Source organism: Eikenella sp. NML03-A-027 (genome assembly GCF_001648395.1).
Taxonomy (GTDB): Bacteria; Pseudomonadota; Gammaproteobacteria; order Burkholderiales; family Neisseriaceae; genus Eikenella; species Eikenella exigua.
In genome coordinates, this window is the sequence record NZ_LXSM01000007.1 from 41,821 (window position 1) to 56,040 (window position 14,220).

Annotated in this window: 14 protein-coding genes and 1 pseudogene; 5 read left to right on the forward strand and 10 right to left on the reverse strand. The window is 56.8% G+C overall.

All coding sequences use genetic code 11. The annotated features are described in order from the left end of the window. Nucleotides 1-27: 27 nt before the first annotated feature. The 8 genes and pseudogenes from A7P96_RS11350 to A7P96_RS03610 form a co-directional block, all read right to left on the reverse strand. Complete coding sequence (locus A7P96_RS11350) at nt 28-177, reverse strand: DUF2625 family protein (protein WP_255361159.1); 150 nt, start codon at nt 175-177, stop codon at nt 28-30. Continuing rightward, the gene (locus A7P96_RS03580; protein WP_255361160.1) at nt 113-706 is read right to left on the reverse strand and encodes a DUF2625 family protein; all 594 of its coding nucleotides are present in this window, start codon (nt 704-706) and stop codon (nt 113-115) included. The genes A7P96_RS11350 and A7P96_RS03580 overlap by 65 nt, the downstream gene beginning before the upstream one ends. A 162-nt stretch (nt 707-868) precedes the next feature. After that, the gene (locus A7P96_RS11150) at nt 869-1,060 is read right to left on the reverse strand and encodes a hypothetical protein (RefSeq protein ID WP_231863627.1); all 192 of its coding nucleotides are present in this window, start codon (nt 1,058-1,060) and stop codon (nt 869-871) included. A gap of 164 nt (nt 1,061-1,224) precedes the next feature. After that, on the reverse strand, nt 1,225-1,554 hold the full coding sequence (locus tag A7P96_RS03590; protein WP_067524806.1) for a hypothetical protein: 330 nt from the start codon (nt 1,552-1,554) through the stop codon (nt 1,225-1,227). 97 nt (nt 1,555-1,651) lie between these two features. After that, nucleotides 1,652-1,882, reverse strand: coding sequence for a hypothetical protein (locus tag A7P96_RS03595; protein WP_067524812.1), 231 nt, complete (start codon nt 1,880-1,882; stop codon nt 1,652-1,654). Nucleotides 1,883-2,054: 172 nt separating this feature from the next. Further along, the gene (locus tag A7P96_RS03600; protein ID WP_067524813.1) at nt 2,055-2,243 is read right to left on the reverse strand and encodes a hypothetical protein; all 189 of its coding nucleotides are present in this window, start codon (nt 2,241-2,243) and stop codon (nt 2,055-2,057) included. A 213-nt stretch (nt 2,244-2,456) separates the two neighbouring features. Beyond that, complete coding sequence (locus A7P96_RS03605; protein ID WP_067524816.1) at nt 2,457-2,864, reverse strand: hypothetical protein; 408 nt, start codon at nt 2,862-2,864, stop codon at nt 2,457-2,459. 166 nt (nt 2,865-3,030) lie between these two features. Further along, nucleotides 3,031-3,954 (reverse strand): annotated as a pseudogene (locus tag A7P96_RS03610) (aconitase family protein). Nucleotides 3,955-4,362: 408 nt separating this feature from the next. On the opposite strand from A7P96_RS03610, the gene recD reads away from it, so the two are divergent. Further along, complete coding sequence (recD, locus tag A7P96_RS03615) at nt 4,363-6,066, forward strand: exodeoxyribonuclease V subunit alpha (RefSeq protein WP_067524918.1); 1,704 nt, start codon at nt 4,363-4,365, stop codon at nt 6,064-6,066. Nucleotides 6,067-6,272: 206 nt separating this feature from the next. Here the strand turns inward: recD and prmB are convergent, their stop codons facing one another. Then, nucleotides 6,273-7,172: a 50S ribosomal protein L3 N(5)-glutamine methyltransferase gene (gene prmB, locus A7P96_RS03620; protein ID WP_067524820.1), complete on the reverse strand. Its 900-nt coding sequence runs from the start codon at nt 7,170-7,172 to the stop codon at nt 6,273-6,275. A gap of 149 nt (nt 7,173-7,321) precedes the next feature. Here prmB and A7P96_RS03625 point away from each other — a divergent pair, with 149 nt between their 5' ends. The 4 genes from A7P96_RS03625 (at nt 7,322) to efeB (ending at nt 11,394) form a co-directional block, all read left to right on the forward strand. Further along, nucleotides 7,322-7,708, forward strand: a complete 387-nt coding sequence (locus A7P96_RS03625; protein ID WP_067524920.1) for a hypothetical protein — start codon at nt 7,322-7,324, stop codon at nt 7,706-7,708. A 181-nt stretch (nt 7,709-7,889) separates the two neighbouring features. After that, the gene (gene efeU / locus A7P96_RS03630) at nt 7,890-8,744 is read left to right on the forward strand and encodes an iron uptake transporter permease EfeU (protein WP_067524821.1); all 855 of its coding nucleotides are present in this window, start codon (nt 7,890-7,892) and stop codon (nt 8,742-8,744) included. 24 nt (nt 8,745-8,768) lie between these two features. After that, the gene (gene efeO, locus A7P96_RS03635; RefSeq protein WP_067524823.1) at nt 8,769-9,953 is read left to right on the forward strand and encodes an iron uptake system protein EfeO; all 1,185 of its coding nucleotides are present in this window, start codon (nt 8,769-8,771) and stop codon (nt 9,951-9,953) included. A gap of 145 nt (nt 9,954-10,098) precedes the next feature. After that, nucleotides 10,099-11,394 carry an iron uptake transporter deferrochelatase/peroxidase subunit gene (gene efeB / locus A7P96_RS03640; protein WP_067524824.1) on the forward strand — a complete coding sequence of 432 codons (1,296 nt, stop codon included), beginning with the start codon at nt 10,099-10,101 and terminating at the stop codon, nt 11,392-11,394. 365 nt (nt 11,395-11,759) lie between these two features. On the opposite strand, the gene rnr is transcribed toward efeB, so the two are convergent. Then, a complete protein-coding gene (gene rnr / locus A7P96_RS03645; RefSeq protein ID WP_067524826.1) occupies nt 11,760-14,138 on the reverse strand; it encodes a ribonuclease R in 2,379 nt (792 codons plus the stop codon). Nucleotides 14,139-14,220 lie beyond the last annotated feature (82 nt).

Consider the following 14,220-nt stretch of genomic DNA (forward strand, 5'->3'; position numbering starts at 1 on the left):
CAACGTGGTACTGGAGAAATAAGTGCTTTAGCTATGCTTGGTAAGCTGCCGTTGGTTTTCCAGCGTGGCGGCGTAGTGTTCGGCAATGGGGATAACGCGGCGGCTGGTTTGTTCAATATCTGCACCTTCTTCCGTCCACAGCGGCGGGAAGAAGTGGTAAACGCTGTCGCCGCCCAATGCGGTGACTTCTTCCTGCCAGCCTGCTCAGCGCACGTTTTCGTAGAACAGGGCCAAAATCGCCGCTAAATGCCCAGTTGAGGAAGTCGGTGTAGCCCAGTTCGCAGTCTTCCCATTCGAGGGTGTCGGGCGGGAGGTAGAACACATTGCCGGGCGTGCCGTCCAATCCACCGCCATTGAGGGCGAAGTAGCCGCCGGCGGTATCGTCTGCAATCAGATAATAGGGCGCGGGTGCGGCGAGTTCGGCTTGGGTGCGGCCAAGATTCCAACTGCCGAGGCCGCGCGGCAGGCAGGGGCTGCCCGAGCCTAGGATGCGCAGCCAGCCGTGGTTGATGAGGATGCCGCCGGTTTCATATACCACCGCGCCCATCACGGAACGGGTGGTTACTTGGGTTTTCACGAGTTCGGCTTCTGCGGCGGCCGGGTCGTGCGGCAGGATTTCCACCGGATTGGCGGCTTCGTCAAGCCACTCTTGAATCAGCGGCCAGGCGGGATCGGCGGTATTGATGAGGTCGGCTAATGTTTTCATGTGAGGCTACCTGAAAATGAGCGAAGCGAGTTTCTGCGAAGCTAAAATGAGCAAGAGCAGAGTTTTTGCGAAGCTAAAAATGGGTGGATTAAGCGTTAAGCAGCTGTTTGGATGACTATACCCTTGCCGCACAAGTTCTCCACGCATTTGGCAAGGTAATCATCATCGTGCTCGGGGTGAATCGGGCTGCCCACGGTTTTCGGCTAAGTTGGAATATGACGGGCGGGTGTTGCCGCGATAATTCTTGCTGTACCGCGCCAGGCCGGTGCGGTAACCGTGCCGCTGCATTTCGTCCTTGATGAGGATGTAATAGGCGTAGAACAGATAGGGGCTGTGAGCGAAGACGTAGTTCACTGGTATGCGGCCTGCCCCAGCCGCTGCCGCGCGGAGCGGCGCATTCGCAGTGTTGGCCGAGCAGCTGGGCGCGGGGGAATCGGGGGATAAGAGCTTGGTGCCACGGGTGCATGGATAAAGGCTACCTGAAAAAGGAAAGCGGATTTCAGGTAGCCTGCAAAGGTTTAGTCGATTGGGCGGGTTTCGCCGCTCACGGGGTCGTCAATTTGCATACGGCCGCTGGCTTTGTCTACTTCATAGCCGAACAGGCGTGGGGCGGAGTGTGGGTCTCCGCCGCAGCTGGCATCGTGTTTTTCGTGCACGTCTACGGTGTAGCTGTTGGCGGATTCAGTGGTGATGAACAGCAGACATTCCGGTTTCAGGCTGGTTAGCCGGTGGCGGGCAACGGAGGCAGACACGCGGGCTACGGCTTGGTCTTTGTTGCTGATGGGCTCGGCTTGGGCGCTTAGGATAAGGAGGGGCAACAGGGTGGTGAGAAGGAGTGTTGGTTTCATAACGTTCTCTATTTAGGTTGGGAAGGATGGAGGGCTACTTGAAAAAAGGTTTTAGGTTCGTAGAAGCTCGCATGGCTCGTTTCAGGTAGCCTTTGGTTTAGCCGTTAATCAGCCAGGGTTGGCTTTGGTGGCGCTGTGCTTCAAAGGTGCGGATTTGGTCGGCGTGTTGCAGGGTGAGCTTGATTTCGTCGAGGCTGTTGAGCAGGTAGTGTTTGCGGTTGTTGTTTATGCTGAGCTTGCCATAGTTTAAATAATGCCATTCATCAAAACAGTTTAGCTGAAGCTGCTGTGTTTGATGGATTTGAGAATTGTTTGGGGATGATGGCATCGGCGTCCACATTATTGCGGTCGAGCGGGACAACGAGGCCGGTGAGCTGGGTGAAGGCTTTCATGGCGGTATTTTCAGTGGTTTGTTTGGAGGGTATCTGAGAATTTAGTCTTCTGTTTGTATTGTTTATTTCTAAATGCCGGCAGGCGCTTGGATCTGCCGGGTGGCGGGCTTATTCGGTAGCGTTTTCGATTTTCTCACCCACGTGGGAAATGCCGCGGCCAACAGCGTTACTGCCTTTGCGCACGGCTTCGCGAGTGTGGTCGATGTTATTGGCGGTGTCTTCTTTTATGCCGTGCCAAGTGCTGGAACAGGCGGAAAGGCCGATAGCGGTGATGGCGACTATGAGAAAGTGTTTCATGTTTTCAGCTCCTTATGTGAAGAATTGAAAGATGCACGATTGGTTTGTACAGTTTCATTATCGGCTAAAATGGCGGGTATGACGGCTGATTTAGCCGGAATTTATAGGATTTTACTTTATGCTTCGTTAAAACCGGCTTTTTAGTTTTGCAGGCCCGGCTTTGGTTCCGCAAAGATGGCGTTTTCAGGTAGTCTTTGTAGATCTGGAGCCGACTTAACGGTTGTGGCCGGGGTTGTATTTGAGCACGATGCGGGTGAGATCGGAACGGTGGCGGCGGCAGAAGGCGTCTGTTTCGGCTCTGCTGGGACGGCGTTTTCCGTCTTGGCCGAGCAGGCGGATGGCTGGATGTTCACTCAGCATGGAGGCGATGGGTTCGCTTTCAATCTGTTTGCCGCATTCGCCGTAGCGGGCAAAGCCTTCGTAAACGTTGTTTAGGCGAGTGCGCGTGTCGATTTCGGCGCGGGCAATGCGCGGGCAGGCGGCGATGAAGGCTTCAAACATGGCAAATTCGCTCAGCACGGTGCGGCACTGCTCTGGTGTGGGCGAGGCGATAGGCTCGGCGGTGGCTAGGGTAGGGCAAAGGGTGGCAAGGAGGAGAGTGGTTTTGAAGAGAGGTTTCATGGGTTTCCAATCAATTATTTGGTGTGGCTGGGAGCGGGATATTTTAACTTCGTTTTAGCTTTGCAGAAACTCAGCCTTGGCTCTGCCAAGACATCGTTTTCAGGTAGCTTTTTAACGAGGCCGGAGGCTACCTGAAAATGCAGTTTCAATTAGGAGTTTAAAATCATCAAGCCAGTTGGCGTACATCCACAAAATGCCCGGCCGCCGCCATTGCTGGGCTGACAAGGTGCGTTCTGCCGCTGTTGCCCTGCCGTCCTTCAAAATTGCGGTTGGAGGTGGGGGGGTGCAGCGTTCTTGCGGTGCCAGGCGGTCAGCATTCATGACAAGGCACATCGAGCAGCCTGGTTCGCGCCATTCGAAGCCCGTGTCGGGGAGGATTTTGTCCAAGCCTTCGACTTCGGCCTGCTCTTTCACCAAGCCGTAGCCGGGCATGACCAGTACGCGGTTCACGTTATCTGCCTTTTTGCGGCCTTTGGCCACGGTGGCGGCTTCGCGCAAATCTTCGGTGCGGCTGTTGGTGCACGAGCCGATAAACACCACATCCACGGGGATTTCGTTCAGTGGCGTGCCGGCGGTCAAGCCCATGTATTCTAAGGCGTGCTCCATGCCTGCGCGTTTCACCGCGTCGGCTTTGTTGGCAGGATTCGGCACTTTGCCATCCACGCCCAGTGTCATTTCGGGCGATGTGCCCCCCCCCACGCTACCTGCGGCTTGCGCCAGTAGGCAACAGCTTTGTCCTAATCCGCGCCTTTGGGGGAGAATTTTCGGCCTTGCAAATAATCGATTGTGGTTTGGCCCACGGCCACCAAGCCTTCTTTGATGTTTTTGTCCAAAGTGTTCACTTGCAGTTTGGGAATTGGGTCTTTAATGCCTTCGTCCCAATAGTCGGTGGGCGTGTTGTGGTTGGCGGTGGAGACCACACTGTCGATGCGCCACAGCTTGCGTCCGGCTATTTTCAGGCCTTTAAAAGCCTGCGGGCTGGTTGCTTCGTGAACGAGGTGGCTGTCGACAAGAGGAGGACGGTACAGGCTTCCGATTTGTGGACAATATGGCTGTTCCAAAGTTTGTCGTAGAGGGGTTGTGCGTTAATTGGTCAATTCCTTGGTGTGATTTTAAGATGATAATGCACAGAATGTCTAAGAATTGCAAGAAAATTAAAGATAAAGATTACCTTAAGAATGCGACAGTTTTAATTTTGTGTACATTTTGTCTGATAAGTGGATGGGAGGTTACCTGAAACGTGTCTTTAGCCAAATTATCTTGAATGAGAATAGCAAGCTAATGGGGCGTGGGTGTACCAGTCCGTATTCCTGCAGGGCAAAATGATTTTCAGGTAGTCTGAAGTGTAGTATCTGTTCTTTGGTGCATGGGGACATCCGTACCCTGATACAAGCAATTTCAAGGTTGGAACGCATGTGTTCAACGCCTATAATTCATGCTTGGTTTTACCACCTATTTGCCGCCTGTGCCACCTGTAGGCTACCTGAAAGAATCCGCTATGATCGAATACCGTTACCCCGCCGCCCAAGCTGCTGCCGAAGTGTTGCAGCGTTTGGCACCGCAGGCCGCCGAGCCAGTGTTGCCGCTGTTGGACGAACTGATTGCCGCGCAAGAGGGCGGCCACTGCTACATCACGCTTACGCCGCAAGAGGCGGATGCGTTGCGGCAGGCCGCGCCGGTGGTGGGCGATGGCGGCACGTTCACGCCTTTGGTGTTGCGCGGGCGGCGGATGTTTAGTGGCAGGCTGTTTGCACTAGAGCGCAGCGTGGCCGCCGAATTGCAGCGGATTGCCCACAATCGGGTGAGGCTACCTGAAAACGCCGGGCTGCGGCAGCGTTTGCGCGATTGGTTTCCCGATGCCGGGCATAACGAGCAGCGGCTGGCTGCCGCGCTGGCGGTGTTGCAGCCGCTGATGCTGGTAACCGGCGGGCCGGGTACGGGCAAAACCACCACTGTGGCCAAGCTGTTGGCGCTGCTATGTGTCGATGCGGCCGAGATGCCGCGCATTGCGCTCACCGCTCCCACTGGCAAGGCCGCCGCCCACATGACCCGTTCGCTGCACCGCGCGTTGAGTAGCTTTAAGGTGGGTAGCGAACAGGTGTTGCAGCATTTAACAGCATTGGAAGGACAAACTGTCCACCGTTTGCTGAAGCTGAACCCTGTTGTCGGCCGTTCGAAATTTAATCGCGAACAGCCGTTGCCCTTCGATATTGTGGTGGCCGATGAGGCTTCCATGCTGGATCTGCCGCTGCTGCACCAATTATTGTGCGCCATTCCCGAGCATAGCCGCCTGATTTTGCTGGGTGATGAAAACCAGCTGCCGCCGGTGGGCATTGGCGCTGTGCTGCCCGTGCTGGCGCAGCCCACCGTGCTCACTGCTGAAAAAGCTGCCCAGTTGGCTGAGTGGCTGCCCGAAGGCGTACCGTTTGAAGTGCGGGATAACCCGCCGCCCTTGGCCGGCAACGTGGCGCGGCTGGAATACAGCCACCGCTTCGATCCGCAGCGTGGTGTGGGCGCATTGGCACAGGCCGTGGTGAGCGGAGAGGCTGCCGCCGCCGAAGCTGCGTTTGCCCGCTTCACCGACGACTTATTCAGGCTACCTGAAACGCCTGCCGCCTTGGCGCGGCATTTTGCCAAACAGCACGCAGCCTATTGGCAGGCGGTAAGCAGTGGCGACCTGGCGGCCTGCTTCGCCGCCCAGCAGCAGCTGGTGGTGCTGGCCGCACGGCGCAGCCAGGCGGCGGAGTTCAACCGCGAATATCGCAAGCTTCTGGCTGCGCAGGGTAGGGCGGCGGAGCAGGGCTGGTTTGCCGGGCAGGTGCTGATGGTGGCGGAAAACGATTATGCCGTGAACGTGTTTAACGGCGACATCGGCATCGTGCTGCCGCATGGCGACGGGCTGACTGCGTTTTTCCCCGATGCCGGCGGCTTCTGCACCGTATCGCTCAGCCGACTGCCCGCGCACGATACCGCCTTCGCCATGACCGTGCACAAAAGCCAAGGCTCGGAATACCAGGAAGTGTGGCTCTTGGGCGACGAGGCCGACTCCGCCCTGTTCGACCGCACCCTGCTTTACACCGCCATCACCCGCGCCCGCCGCCGCTTCGGCTACGCCGGCCAGATGAGCGCCCTCACCGCCGCCGTGCAACGCAAAAACCACCGCCGCACCGGTTTGGGCGAGGCGTTGCGTTTGGCAGCTTAACGATGCGTGTTGGGAGGGGAAAGGCTACCTGAAATTTTCAGGTAGCCTTATATTTATAGCCAGCTATATGTATGAAGTGGGGTATTTTAGCTATATGCGGGGGTGTGGCGGAGAAGTTGGATGATAGGGCATGATTAAAGGCTACCTGAAAATGGATTGAAGCTTTCAGGTAGCCTTTCGCAACGGATGGGATCAGGCAGCTTTGCCTACTCTTCGCCCAATAATTGCTCGCGGGTGAGCAGGAAAACGCTGCTGCCGCCGTCGCTTTGTTCGGGCCAGAAGAAGGGGAGCTGGGGGAAGGCGGCTTCGAGGGCTTCGCGGTTGTGGCCGATTTCCACCAGCAATACGCCGCGCGGATTGAGGAAGCGGGGGGCGTGTTGGAGGATTTGGCGGGTGGCGTCGAGGCCGTCTTCGCCGCTGCCGAGTGCCATTTCCGGCTCGTGCAGGTATTCGGCGGGCAGGGCGGCGACGCTTTCGGCGTTTACATAAGGGGGGTTGGAGATAATGAGGTCGTAAGTGCTGGAAAGGTTGGCGAAGAGGTCGCTTTGAATCAGGCGGACGCGATCTTCTAGGCCGTAGTTTGCCACGTTGATGGCGGCTACTGCGAGGGCTTCGGGGCTGAGGTCGGCGGCGTCGACTTGGGCTTCGGGGTAGTGGCAGGCGGCCTGGATGGCGAGGCAGCCGCTGCCAGTGCAGAGGTCGAGCACGCGGTGGATATGGTTGCTGTCGCCTATCCATGGGGCGATGGGCTCGCCGAGTTGTTCGTAGATGAAGGAGCGGGGGATGAGCACGCGCTCGTCCACATAAAATTCGAAGTTGCCCTGCCAGGCTTGGCGGGTGAGATAGGCCATGGGGAGGCGTTCGTTGACGCGGCGTTCGGCTAGGTTGAGCACGGCATCGATTTCTTGGGGCAGGAGGACGGCATCAAGATATGGCTCGAGGGTGTCGAGCGGGAGGTGCAGGGTGTGGAGGATGAGGTAGGCGGCTTCGTCGTGGGCGTTGTCGCTGCCGTGGCCGAAGCTGAGGTGGGCTTGGTTGAAGCGGCTGGTGCAAAAGCGCAGGAGGTCGCGCGGGGTGCGTAGGTGTTGGCGGGCTTGGGCAAACATGGTGTTTGAGTGTTTGTGAAATGGTGAGGGGTGGGATTATAACGGATTGGCAGGGAAGGCTACCTGAAAATTTGGCGGGGCGGTTTGTGGCCGGTATGGAATAGTGTATGATTAATTTATTGTTTAAACATTGGTTTAAGGAGGATGTAATGTTGGCTAAACTTTTTCAGGTAGTCGTTGCTGGCCTGCTGCTGGCGGGTTGTGCGATGACGCCGCAGCAGCGTGCGGCCTATGAGGCGGCAAGGGAGCGGGAGATGAGGCAGACGGTGGTGGCGCTGGCGGCTCAGTGCGACCGGCGCACGGCTGAGCTGTTGGCTTTGCAGCAGGAGGATTACTTGGGGGTGGAGGATGCCGAGAAGCCCAAGTTGCAGCGTGAATATCGGCGTCGGGTTGCGGAGCCGTCTTTTCAGGCTTGTTATCGGATGGCTTGGGAAAATTTGGTGTATCGGCAGCAGCTGGAAATGTTGGAACGGCGCGAGCGGCGGCGTGAGTTGGAGTGGATGATGTATCGGCCGTATTATCCGTATTGGTGGTAGGGCAGTTTTTATCAGTTTGGTTATATTCGGTTTCCAATAGATTTTTGGAAGCCGAATTTTCATTGGTAATCATATGATTTATAACTAAATATTCATTTAATCTAATTAGAAATTGTTTGCATTTTGCTTTGCTGCAAGGATATAATCAACCGGATATGAATTTTGTAAGGAGCGGCCGGCGATGCTGATTGCTTTTTTGATTATGCTGCGCGAAGGCATCGAGGCAGCTTTGATTGTGGGCATTGTGGCCGGCTTTTTAAAGCAGGGCGGCTATCGGCATATGATGCCGAAAGTGTGGCTCGGCGTGGTGCTGGCAGCAGCGATGTGCCTGTCTGCCGGTTGGTTTATTTATAAGAAAACCGGCGAGATTCCGCAGAAGCAGCAAGAATTTGTGGTGGGCGTGATCGGCTTGGTGGCCGTGGCAATGCTCACTTATATGGTGCTGTGGATGCAGAAGGCGGCCAAGTCGATAAAGCAGCATTTGCAGCAGTCGGTGAGCGATGCGCTCAACCGCGGCAACGGGCATGGCTGGGCGCTGGTGGGTATGGCTTTTTTGGCGGTGGCGCGCGAAGGCATGGAGAGCGTGTTTTTCCTGCTGGCGGTGTTCAACCAAAGCCCCACCGCGGCCATGCCGCTGGGCGCAGTCTTGGGGCTGGCCGCTTCGGCCGTGGTGGGTTGGCTGATTTATCAGGGCGGGGTGCGCATCAACCTGGCGCGTTTTTTTCGATGGACGGGCGTTTTCCTGATTTTTGTGGCCGCCGGCCTTACTTCTGGCGCGTTCCGCGCGCTGCATGAGGCGGGCGTGTGGAATGTGTGGCAGGTGAATCTGTTTGATTGGTCTTCGCACACTCCGCTGGATTGGTCGCACGTTTTGCATGAAGACAGCCCGCTGGGCGTTCTGCTTGGTGGTTTCTTCGGCTATACCGACCATCCGGTGCTGTCTGATTTTATTCTCTATTTCGCTTATCTGATTCCCGTGTTGTTTTTGTTTTTGCGCGGCAGCAAGCCGGCTGCCGTATCTTCCCAAACTAGCTAGTTTTTGTATTTGAAAGGTTAAATTATGAAGCAACTGAATCTTACCGCCTTGGCCGTGTTGGCCGCCATCGGCTTGGCTGCCTGTCAGCCGCCCGCCGCCGAACAGCCTGCTGCGCCCGCTTCCGGCGCCTCTGCTGCTTCCGGCGCAGCCGCCACTGCCAATGCCGACGGCAGCTTCAACATTGCGGTAAACGACCACGCCTGCGACCCGATGGAGCTCACCGTGCCAAGCGGCCAGGTGGTGTTCAACATCAAAAACAACAGCGCCCGCAAGCTGGAGTGGGAAATTCTCAAGGGCGTGATGGTGGTGGATGAGCGCGAAAACATCGCACCCAGCCTGAGCGACAAAATGACCGTTACCCTGCTGCCAGGCGAATACGAAATGACCTGTGGCCTTTTGAACAACCCGCGCGGCAAGCTGGTGGTAACCGATAGCGGCTTCAAAGAGGCGGCCGGTGAAGCCAACATGGAAAAACTCGCTCAGCCTTTGGCCGACTATAAAGTTTACGTGCAAAACGAAGCCGCCCAGTTGGTTACCAAAACCACTGCTTTCGTAGAAGCCGTGAAAGCCGGCCGCACCGAAGATGCCAAAGCCATGTTTGCCGACGTACGCACCCACTACGAGCGCATCGAGCCGATTGCCGAATTGTTTAACGAGCTCGACCCCGCCATCGACGCACGCGCCGACGACTTCAAAGACAAAGAACAAGACCCGGGCTTCGGCGGCTTCCACCGCATCGAACACGCCCTGTGGACGCTGAACACCACCAAAGGCATGGAGCCCGTGGCCGACAAACTCCTGACCGACGTGCAGAAACTGAAACAGGAAATCGACATCCTCACCTTCCCGCCGAGCAAAGTGGTGGGCGGTGCCGCCGTGTTGATTGAAGAAGTGGCCAACAGCAAAATCAGCGGTGAGGAAGACCGCTACAGCCGCACCGACCTGAGCGATTTCCAAGCCAACATAGAGGGCGCACAGAAAATCATCGAGCTGTTCCGCCCGATGATTGCCGAGAAAGACCAAGCCCTGTTGGATAAAACCGATGCCAACTTCAAACAGGTAACCGACATCCTCGCCAAATACCGCACCGAAAAAGGCTTCCAGCCCTACGACAAACTCGGCGAAACCGACCGTAAAAACCTGCAGGCACCGATTAACGCCTTGGCCGAAGATTTGGCCAAATTGCGCGGTATTCTCGGTTTGAACTAAATGCGGGCCATCGTGTTTGATTTAGTTGGATGAAAGATTTCAGGTAGGCCTGTATTCAGCATAGAGGCTACCTGAAAATTTAATCACTCCTGGAAACAGCACATACCGCCAAGCAACCCATTCCCAATCCCGGTAGGAGAAAAACATGAGCCACAACGAACACCCCCAATCCCCGTCCAAACGCAATCTCTTCAAAGGATTCGCCGTTGGCGCCGCTGCCGCCGGGCTAGCCGCTTGCGGCCTGAATAGCAATGGTCAAAGTACCGAAGGCGGCGCGGCGCAAAACAGTGGTGGTAGCGCCGAGCACCATTCCGACCAAAGCTTCCCCTTCTACGGCACACACCAAGCCGGCATCACCACGCCCCACCAACAATTCGCCATCATGGCCGCCTTCGACGTACTGGCCAAAACCCCCAAAGAGCTCGAACACCTCTTCCGCGCCATTACCGCCCGCGCCGATTTCCTCACTAAAGGCGGCGAATTGCAAGATGGCGATCCCAAACTTCCCCCGCAAGGCAGCGGTATTCTCGGCAAAGTTATCAAACCCGACGGCCTCACCATCACGCTCAGCGTGGGCAACAGCCTGTTTGACGAACGTTTCGGCCTTGCCCCGCACAAGCCAAAACACCTGCAGGAAATGAAAGATTTCCCCAACGACAAACTGCAGCGCGAATGGTGCGACGGCGACATCAGCATCCAAATCTGCGCCTTCAGCCCCGAAACCTGCCAAAATGCCTTGCGCGACCTCATCAAAAACACTGCCCAATTTGCCGTTATCCGCTGGAGCATCGACGGCTTCCTGCCCAAAGCTGAGCCAGGCGCGCTGGCTGCTCGCAACCTGTTAGGTTTCCGCGACGGCTCCGGCAATCCCGATGTGTCCAAGCCAGAAACCGCCGATGCCGTATTGTGGAGCGGCGTGGCCGAAAACAGCCACGACGAGCCGGCTTGGGCCAAAAACGGCAGCTACCAAGCCGTGCGCCTCATCCGCCATTTCGTAGAATTTTGGGATAGAACCCCGTTGCAAGAGCAGCAAACCATTTTCGGCCGCGAAAAATACAGCGGCGCCCCGCTGGGTATGAAAAACGAAAGCGATATTCCCAACTATGCCTCCGACCCCGAAGGCAAAACCCTCCCCACCGACAGCCATATGCGGCTTGCCAATACCCGCGATCCCGAATTCATGAAACGCCATCTGCTCTACCGCCGCCCCTTCGACTATTCGCGCGGCCTAGCCAAATCCGGTCAGCTCGATGTCGGCCTCATCTTCATCTGCTACCAGGCCAACCTCGATGATGGCTTCATCTTTGTGCAGAAACTGCTCGACTTCGAGCCTTTGGAGGAATACATCAGCCCCTTTGGCGGCGGCTACTTCTTTACCCTGCCCGGCGCGGAGCAGGGCAGCTACCTCGGGCAGAGCTTGCTGGCCAATGTGCTGGTGTGATTGAAGGTATGGATAGCTTGTCCGCAAAACGATGTTGGCTTGAGCCTGGCTTGCAGCGATACAAGAAAGCGGATGAGCCATCCATACTTTGATATGGCCACTAATATTTGAGGCTACCTGAAAAATGAAACCCGTTTGCACAAGCAGACGGGTTTCATTTTTCAGGTAGCCTCAGCTGCGCTGAAGTAATGTTTCATCTAGAGCAAACCAACTTAACTTTCGCTATAGCGTTGGTTCTCCTTGCTATACTTCTGTACTATCTACGGCTCACTGTTTGTATTATAAGGTTAATTTGGCTTGCTATATCAGGCCGAAAAGGCTACCTGAAAGTGGAAATACATTTTCAGGTAGCCTCTTTACAAAGCTCAGCCGCTTTTTTTGCGAGTGCGGGGCTTGCGTTTGGCTTTGGGCTGGGCGGCCTGAGCTGGCTGGCTGTTTTTGCGGCTGTGGGCTTTCTTAGCCGGAGCAGCGGGGGCTTTGGCCTTGTTTTTGGTGGCAGGTTTGCCGGCTGAGGCTGGGCGGCGGGCTCTTCCTTTTGCTGTGGCGGTTTTCCCTTTGGCGGCGGGTTTTTTGCCTTTGCCGGGCAGGCTGCCGCCGCTGATGAGCATAAGGTCGATTTTGCGGGTATCCAAGTCGGCACGGGCTACCTGAACCACGACTTTGTCGCCCATGCTGAACCGCAGGCCGCTGCGTTCGCCTTCGATGCTCATGGTTTCGGCGCGGTAGTTGAAGTAGTCTTCGCCCAATTCGCTGATGTGGACGAGGCCTTCAATGTGGATGTCGTCGAGGGTGACGAACAGGCCGAAGCCGGCCATGCCGCTGACTGTGCCGCTGAATACTTCGCCCACTTTGTCTTGCATGTGGTAGGTTTTGAGCCAGTTTTCCACGTCGCGGCTGGCTTCGTCGGCACGACGTTCGTATTGGGAGCTGTGGATGCCCAGCGTGCTCCAGTTTTCGGCGGGGTTGTAGCGGCTACCTGAAAGCACGGCTTTGATGGCGCGGTGCACGAGGAGGTCGGGGTAGCGGCGGATGGGGGAGGTGAAGTGAGTATAGGCGGGGTAGGCAAGGCCGAAGTGGCCGCTGTTGTCGGGCTCGTACACGGCCTGCTGCATGGAGCGCAGGAGCATCACTTGAATCAGCTCGCGGTCGGGGCGCTCGGCGGTTTGGGCGAAGAGCGCGGCGTAATCCAGCGGGGTGGGCTGTTCGCCGCCGCCGAGGCTGAGGCCGAGCAGGCCGAGCTGCTCGCGCAGGGTGGCGAGTTTTTCCGGAGTGGGGCCGGCGTGGTTGCGGAATAGGGCGGGATGCTGGTGTTTCAGCAGAAATTCGGCAGCGCACACGTTGGCGGCGAGCATACATTCTTCAATCAGTCGATGTGCTTCGTTGCGCACCACGGGCACGATGCGTTTGATTTTGCCCTGTTTGTCGAAAATCATCTCGGTTTCGGTGGTTTCAAACTCCATTGCACCGCGCTGGTGGCGTTTTTTGAGCAGGATTTGATAGAGCTTGTAGAGGGTATCGATGTGCGGTTTGAGTGGGTTGTCGCTGCCGTTTTGAATCCAGTCCCACACTTGGGTGTAGGTGAGGCGGGCATGGGAGCGCATTACGGCGGGGTAGAAGCGGTAGGATTTAAGATTGCCGGCGTAGGTGAACACCATGTCGCACACCATGCACAACCGATCCACATCGGGATTGAGCGAACAGATGCCGTTGGAGAGGCTTTCGGGCAGCATGGGAATCACGCGGCGCGGGAAATACACGCTGGTGGCGCGATCCAGCGCGTCGGCATCAATTGCGTCTTTGGGCTTTACATAGTGGCTCACGTCGGCAATGGCCACCACCAGGCGGAAATTGCGGCCTTGTTTTTCGGCATATACGGCATCGTCGAAATCGCGCGAGCTTTCGCCGTCTATCGTTACCAGTGGTAGGTCGCGCAGGTCTTCACGGCCTTTCAGGTCGGTTTTGCGCACGGCGGAAGGGATTTTCGCGGCGGCTTTTTCGCAGGCGGTGGAGAATTGGTGGGGCAGGTGGTGCTGGCGCACGGCAATTTCGATTTCCATGCCGCTGTCAGCATAGTTGCCCAAAACTTCCACCACGCTGGCCACGGCGGGGCGGTGCGCGTCGGGGTAGACATCGATTTGAGCCACCACCACTTGGCCGGGCTTAGCTTTTCCCACCGAATCGGGTTCGAGCAGGATGCTGTCGGGCAGGCGGCTGTCTTCGGGCGAGAGCATGGCGATGCCGCGCTCTATCATGAGCTGGCCAACTACGGTTTTCTGCGCGCGTTCAATCACATCGAGCACCTGACCTTCGCGCCGGCCGCGCCGGTCGGTGCCGGCTGGGCGCACGGTTACCGTGTCGCCGTGCATCAGGCCGCGCATCTGGCGGGCGGGCAGCACAAAGTCGCCTTGGCCATCGGGCGTGAGCGGCACGGCAAAGCCGAAGCCGTCTTTATGCGCTTCAACCCGGCATTTCACCAGCGCGAGTTTTTCGGCGGCACACACCATGCTACGCCGGTTGATGAGGATTTGCCCGTCGCGCGCCATCGCAGTCAGGCGGCGTTCGAAAAAGGGCATTTCGTGTTCGGCAATGTCGAGCAGGATAGCCAAAGATTCGGTTTTCAGCGGCACGCCCCTATCTTCCAGCATTTCAGTAATCCATTCACGGCTGGGTAGAGGGTGTTCGTAGCGTTGTGTCTCCCGTTGCAGATAAGGGTCTTGCAGGCGGAGCGAGGTTTTCTTCTTCATATATTATGTTGACAAGTGGGAAATTGGCGCTATAATGCGCTCTTCTTGCATAAAGAGCAATGCACTTTACCGCAAAGTTCGA